The organism is Xenorhabdus sp. IM139775 (genome assembly GCF_028598745.1).
In the GTDB taxonomy this organism is placed as follows: Bacteria; Pseudomonadota; Gammaproteobacteria; order Enterobacterales; family Enterobacteriaceae; genus Xenorhabdus.
Map to the genome: position 1 here is coordinate 1 of NZ_JAQRFK010000239.1, position 623 is coordinate 623.

Consider the following 623-nt stretch of genomic DNA (forward strand, 5'->3'; position numbering starts at 1 on the left):
AAGGCGGTAAACGTCAGGCTGGCCAGAGCCACATCCCGAATCGGGTGGATATCAGTCAACGTCCTGCTATTGCGGATAAACGTGCTCGCACCGGAGATTTTGAAGGGGACACGATATACGGTCAGAATGCTTATCTGGTCACACTGGTTGATCGGAAAAGCCGATTATTGTTAATGGCAAAAACCCGGGATAGAACGGCAGAAACGGTATCCAATGCCATGAATACCTTGTTAAATCGTGTTTCGTCAGTTCACACGGTCACACTGGATAACGGGGGCGAATTCGCCCGGCATGAAAAGGTCAGCCAATCAACGAAGGCCCAAATTTACTTTGCCCGGCCTTATGCCAGCTATCAGCGAGGAACGAATGAAAATACAAATGGTCTGGTTTGACGTCAATGGCCGAAAGGAACGGCTTTTGGTTCACTCACAGAGCAAGATGTCAGTGATTTAGAATTAAGATTAAATATGACACCAAGAAAGGTTTTAAATGGATTAACACCCATCGAAGCCTATACGGGGCGCACATTGCACTTATTGTGTTAATCCAGCATTGTATCATTGACAGACACCAGATAACCGCAAAAGCGATACAACGGATCGGAATGACTCTTTACCGTTAAT

The 623-nt window shown here is 46.1% G+C and carries 1 protein-coding gene; it reads left to right on the forward strand.

The annotated features are described in order from the left end of the window. Positions 1-392, forward strand: a 392-nt coding sequence (locus tag PSI17_RS17230) for an IS30 family transposase (protein ID WP_273553116.1), incomplete at its 5' end; no start/stop codon positions are given. Positions 393-623 lie beyond the last annotated feature (231 nt).